Source organism: Methyloglobulus sp., from assembly GCF_046714055.1.
Classification (GTDB): domain Bacteria; phylum Pseudomonadota; class Gammaproteobacteria; order Methylococcales; family Methylomonadaceae; genus Methyloglobulus.
In genome coordinates this window covers 1-3,548 of the sequence record NZ_JBKKBJ010000168.1, presented here as the reverse complement: position 1 = coordinate 3,548, position 3,548 = coordinate 1, and the positions used below count along the sequence as shown (strand labels likewise).

The following is a 3,548-nucleotide window of genomic DNA, read 5'->3' as shown; positions in this document are numbered from 1 at the left end:
CCCAAAAAGCATCGGGAACTTTCCGGCTTTGTGGTCTTTTCAACGAATGGCAACCTTTAGTAAAGCAATTGATTGCAATTCTTTCACAACTATACAGAATTTATCAAGTTATTGGCGGATAAGCTCTTAGTAGGCCGGTATAGCGCAGCGTATTTCGCCGAACGAAGAAACCATCAACGTACGTTGCATTACGCTACGCTAATGCACTCTACGGATTACGCTTTACCGTGTTGCAAAATTATGGAAATTACCGGAACAATAACCGCTTTTCTAACCTAAGATTTTCCCTGCAAAAAGTCATTGCCCTACAGATTACGCATTAGTCTATAGAAACCAACGCCCTTAAAACATCTGTACGGCTAATAATGCCAACCAATTCAGCATGGTCAAAAACAGGAAAGCTTCTCACTGAAGAGCCCTGAAATTTTTCTGCTAAATCCACAATGCTGGATTTAGCATCGACACTGATTATCTCCGTGGCCATAAAATCGCCAACTTTTCCACCCATGCCCTGATCATAGACACTTTCTAAAAACACACGCATACCATCTTTTTCTGAAAACATACCGATCAGGTGTCCCGGTTGATCAATAACCGGAGCACAGGTTATTTTATGATCCAGCAATTTTTTGATAGCATCAATTACATTAGTTTCCTTAGAGAGTGTAACCAGTCTTTTGGTCATATAATCTGCAACAGAAATTTTCGTCAGCATAACGGACTCCGTAGTTTTTTATTTTAATTGGGTTGCTGGCATTCACGTTCGATAAATGGAATCAGCTTATTGAGTCAAACAATAATAGAGGGCGTAATGGTCAACAAAACCTCCTGACCCACACTACCACCCAAACAGCTCGAAAAGGCGCTTATTTCCCCCCGCTTTCTTTTTTGATCAGTGAGTTCATTACGCCAATCATTTTTTCCTGGGAACCCGCCAAAGTCCCATTGGTTTTATATTTGCCATTGACAACGATGGCGGGAACACCAGTTATTCCGTACTTTGCAGCAATGGCGGGTGCTTGGCGCATCTTCGCGTCAATCATGAAAGAATTGTAGGTTTCGCGGAATTCCGCTTCTTTAACCCCGTGGGCGGCAAAAAATTTAGCTAATTGGTCTTCTGTTTCAAGTTCCTGTTTTTTCTCTTGGATGGCGTCAAAAAAATTGGTGTGGACAGCATCAACAACGCCTAGCGCTTCAGCAGTGAAGTAGGCTTTGGCGTGTTTGCCCCATTGCTCGTTAAATATGGCGGGGATCCTAATGAATTCAACATTGGCAGGAAGCGCTTTTAGCCATTTTGTCAACGAAGGCTCAAAGCTGTAGCAATGTGGGCAGCCGTACCAAAAAAATTCAATGACTTCTATTTTGGCTGGATTGGCAGTAGGTTGGGCGGGGGATACGACTTCATAGCCTAGTTGTTCTTCTGCCTTTAACAGCGTTGTGTATGAAACGAAAAAGATTATTAGGGCAATTCCGGCAAATTTTTTTAACATGGGTTTTAGTTCTCCAAATTGTCAATTTAGCAGTGACATCATAAATCCGACTTATAAACAAGGAATGAACAAGTTCTGGATTCGCTTTAATATAATCGTTATTTCATCGTCGAAATGTGATAGGAAACGGCCTTGATTTCCTCATCCGACATTTTTTTTGCAATCATGTGCATCATGTTTTCAGGGTTATTGCTACGCGTACCGGACTTAAAATCAGTGAGCGATTTAATCAAATAATCGGCATGTTGTGAACGTAATGCCGGAAATGCGGCGGGTTTATTGCCTTCGCCGGAGGGTCCATGGCAGGCGATGCAAGCAGATACCTCACTGGCGAGATTACCGTTTCGGTACAGGTTGCTCCCTTTAGCCAATAAAGCTTGCATGGCTTCTTTAGCTTTTTTTTCATCCGTCGCCCCGTCGGCGGTATCTTCATCTGCCGGTAGCACAGGCGCGGGGTTTGCTGAAATGTTTTGGCTCGAATAGTAGGCGGCAATATCAAGCATATCCGCATCGTTTAAGGCCAACGCCATCGGCGACATAACAGGGTCGTTACGGGTTCCACCTTTAAATGCTTGCAATTGTTTGACTAGATAGGAAGAATGCTGCTGGGCAAGTTTGGGGAAAGTAGGCATCGCGCTGTTGCCATTTTCACCATGACAACCGCCGCAAGAACTCACATTTCCCTTGCCCGCAGCGCTATTGCCTTCTGCAACTGTTTCTTCGGCGTGTAAAATAGGCACTGTGCCGGATAGTGCTAATGCCAATGCCAGTGTCAATGAAAGCGCCAGCCAATTTTTCTTCATCAGGTTCCCCTCGGAATCGTGACATGTGTATGGTAGCCTTGTCGCAACAGGCCATTAATAAGCTAAATTCTACCTTAATTACCACAGCTAAGCGAGACAGCGATGAATCCAGTCTATCATCAAGCAAAATTTATGAACAGTTCGCCCAGCCTTAAGGACACTCCAGCGGATATGGGCAAGGAAGTGGCCTTTGCCGGGCGCTCAAATGCGGGTAAATCCAGTGCGATAAATACCCTGACGCGGCAAAATTCACTCGCAAGGACGAGCAAAACCCCTGGCAGGACGCAAATGCTCAATTTTTTTGAAATCAATGAGCATCAGCGGTTTGTTGACCTGCCGGGTTACGGCTATGCAAAAGTGCCGGCCGATGTAAAAAATAAATGGCATCAGCTAATGGAAATCTATCTGACTCAGCGCAAATCCCTGTGCGCCATCATTCTGGTGATGGATGTACGGCATCCATTAACGGACTTTGACTGGCAAATGATCGAATGGTGTCAACACACGGGGTTGCCGCTACACATATTACTAACTAAAGCCGACAAACTGACGTATGGAGCCGCCAAAAACACCTTACTGCAAGTCCAACGGACGCTTAAGGACGTTAATATACCAATAACGGCGCAGTTATTTTCCGCGCTGAAAAAAAACGGGATTGATGAGGTGCACCAAGCGCTTGATGAGTTGTTCAGCGTCAATAAGGCAGCTAATAGCGAAGTTTAGAGAGGAGTTGAGTGGACGCGATGCCGGACAGGGCATGCTGCCTATACGCGCCAACTTAACGCCTATAGTACGCTGCATTTATGTAGGGGCAAGCCCTTCGACCGCCAGGGATGGTGGGGCTGCAACCGTTCCATACGGTTGGCAGCATTTCCCACATCCCTGTGGGTCAAGTGCAGCGGCGGGTAGGGAACCCGCGCTGTGTGGTTGCCCTAAAGCGTCGCCAATTGAACGATACAACTTCTAACATAAGGCACAAAGGGCAGGCACAAGGCCTGCCCCTACACACAATCAAACGCCCATCTTTTCCATGCATTTTAGCATCGTTCCCACGCTCAAAGCGGGATAAGCACACTTTATAATGGGTATTTCGGATGATAGGTGAATAAGTTTGCAACCCTGAAAAAAGGGCATTGCTAATTATATATAGATACTGTATAAGTTTTGGATCATTAACATGCACCGGGAGGTTGCGATGGATTGTCCAAAATGCGGGAAGCAGGCGAGTTGCAAAGACGGCCAAGTGAATGGGCGG

General features: G+C 45.6%; 5 protein-coding genes. 2 read left to right on the top strand and 3 right to left on the bottom strand.

What is annotated here, in order from left to right; translation table 11 throughout:
• Window positions 1-319 precede the first annotated feature (319 nt).
• The 3 genes from ACLQ6D_RS10030 to ACLQ6D_RS10020 all read right to left on the bottom strand — a co-directional run bounded on the left by ACLQ6D_RS10030 (window position 320) and on the right by ACLQ6D_RS10020 (window position 2,293).
• Complete coding sequence (locus ACLQ6D_RS10030) at window positions 320-715, bottom strand: CBS domain-containing protein (RefSeq protein WP_411727146.1); 396 nt, start codon at window positions 713-715, stop codon at window positions 320-322.
• 151 nt (window positions 716-866) lie between these two features.
• Window positions 867-1,490 (bottom strand): thiol:disulfide interchange protein DsbA/DsbL, encoded by a 624-nt coding sequence (locus ACLQ6D_RS10025; RefSeq protein WP_411727145.1) that lies wholly within the window; start codon window positions 1,488-1,490, stop codon window positions 867-869.
• Between the two features lie 98 nt (window positions 1,491-1,588).
• Window positions 1,589-2,293: a c-type cytochrome gene (locus ACLQ6D_RS10020; RefSeq protein ID WP_411727144.1), complete on the bottom strand. Its 705-nt coding sequence runs from the start codon at window positions 2,291-2,293 to the stop codon at window positions 1,589-1,591.
• A gap of 102 nt (window positions 2,294-2,395) precedes the next feature.
• Between ACLQ6D_RS10020 and yihA the strand changes: the two genes are divergently transcribed.
• Window positions 2,396-3,016, top strand: coding sequence for a ribosome biogenesis GTP-binding protein YihA/YsxC (yihA, locus tag ACLQ6D_RS10015; RefSeq protein ID WP_411727143.1), 621 nt, complete (start codon window positions 2,396-2,398; stop codon window positions 3,014-3,016).
• A gap of 7 nt (window positions 3,017-3,023) precedes the next feature.
• Window positions 3,024-3,260 carry a hypothetical protein gene (locus tag ACLQ6D_RS10010; protein ID WP_411727142.1) on the top strand — a complete coding sequence of 79 codons (237 nt, stop codon included), beginning with the start codon at window positions 3,024-3,026 and terminating at the stop codon, window positions 3,258-3,260.
• Window positions 3,261-3,548: the final 288 nt, after the last annotated feature.